Origin of the sequence: Protofrankia sp. Cr1, assembly GCF_963555865.1 — a bacterium.
In the GTDB taxonomy this organism is placed as follows: Bacteria; Actinomycetota; Actinomycetes; order Frankiales; family Frankiaceae; genus Protofrankia.
This window is the reverse complement of the sequence record NZ_CAUVXO010000283.1, coordinates 6,693-8,070: the sequence shown is the minus strand read 5'-3', so window position 1 is coordinate 8,070 and position 1,378 is coordinate 6,693. Positions and strand designations below refer to the sequence as shown.

Genomic DNA, 1,378 nt, shown 5'->3' with positions numbered 1-1,378 from the left:
AGAATGGTGCACGAGCCCGTTGAGCGAGCTCATGTCTTCGTATAATGGCGGTCACGAACCAAACGCTACTTCCGTGACGTCGCTCGCGATGTGAACCGACTCATGGCCATAGACGTCAGGCCGGTCTACTCGCAATACAAGGCAGAATCTACGATCAGCACCGTACGCTCTGCGTAGCACATCGAACTGGGAGCGTAAGAAATATGCGGCAGCAAGATTGGTAATACCGGACTGGCCCGCAATCAAAAAAAGCGGTCGGCCACGCGAGAGAGAAAATGCTCTTGCAAGTATTACATATTCTCGCTGGTTGGCTTCGCAGATGAACTCGGTATTGCCTGCGACGATAGCGATCGAATCATGTCGGTCCCGATCGTATGGTTTGAACCTCACGCCAGGGAGGTAGGTCGTCATGTGCCCAGCTGTTCTATGGTTGGCATCGGGCCCGCCAATACAGAACTCCACGCGACCACCGATGCCCCCTCGGAACTGGTCGGGCTGGAAAATCTGAAACACGACGCCTCCGTCGGTGGAGATACTCGCCACCTCAACCAATGCCCTAACATCGGAGCGATGTATGCCAAGCGGGTTGTTCATCTGTTGGCCGACGATGATGACGCACTCTCTGGCGGCAGAGAAACCAAAGAAAGCATGGTACCGGCTCTTTCTCTGGAGACGTTTTACTTGTTGCCAGCTCCAAACCAAGCTACCGCTTACAACGCTTGTCAATATCCCGATCGCGACATTAACTACGATCGATGACATTTAGCCCCCAGGAGAGGATGGTACGAAGGACTGGCCCCGACGTAGCTCGCTGCCGCATCGGAGCCCCGGTCGCCTCTGCCACGGTTCGACGGGTAGGACGGGAGGGGGCGCAGGTGCGGATCATTCGTAGAGCGTAGGTGTCTTGTTTCAGTGGTGACGGTCCGGCCCACCTGGCTGGAGCACTCGCGCATCTGCCACACCAACGCGAGTCACTACGAAGCCGGTTCTGCTCGCCGCCGATGCTCCGAAGGCGGACAAGCGGGCCTGGTACAGCTTCCGAGCAGATGTGGTGGATGGCCAGGGACGACGACGGACGGCGGACCGAGGATCGGCCAGATAGCGAAACCCGGGGGCGTGCCATTCACGTGCCAGTAGCGACGGTCGGCATGTGGTCCCATCGGTGTCCTGTGGCGGGTGCCGAACCGCCGTTGACCAGGGCGGGAACGTGTCCGCCCAGTTCGGAGCCAGTATCCGCACAGGTTTCCCAAGCTTGTAGCGTAGACCGTGTCGGTACGTGCTCTGATCCGTCCCCATGTACCCATGGGTGTACCCAAGCCGGCGGACGTCGGTGGACGAGTACGAACACCGGCGGACGGTGAGCCCAGGTCACGCCGAC

At 59.1% G+C, this 1,378-nt stretch carries 1 protein-coding gene; it reads left to right on the top strand.

Annotation, left to right across the window (positions count from 1 at the left end; translation table 11 throughout):
- Nucleotides 1-426: 426 nt before the first annotated feature.
- Entirely contained in the window at nucleotides 427-759 is a 333-nt protein-coding gene (locus tag U9980_RS19030; protein WP_322755425.1) for a hypothetical protein, read from the top strand.
- Nucleotides 760-1,378: the final 619 nt, after the last annotated feature.

What these genes read in the sequence shown, in the direction of transcription:
- U9980_RS19030 (WP_322755425.1), top strand. Translation starts at nt 427, where the DNA reads ATGGTTGGCATCGGGCCCGCCAATACAGAACTCCACGCGACCACCGAT.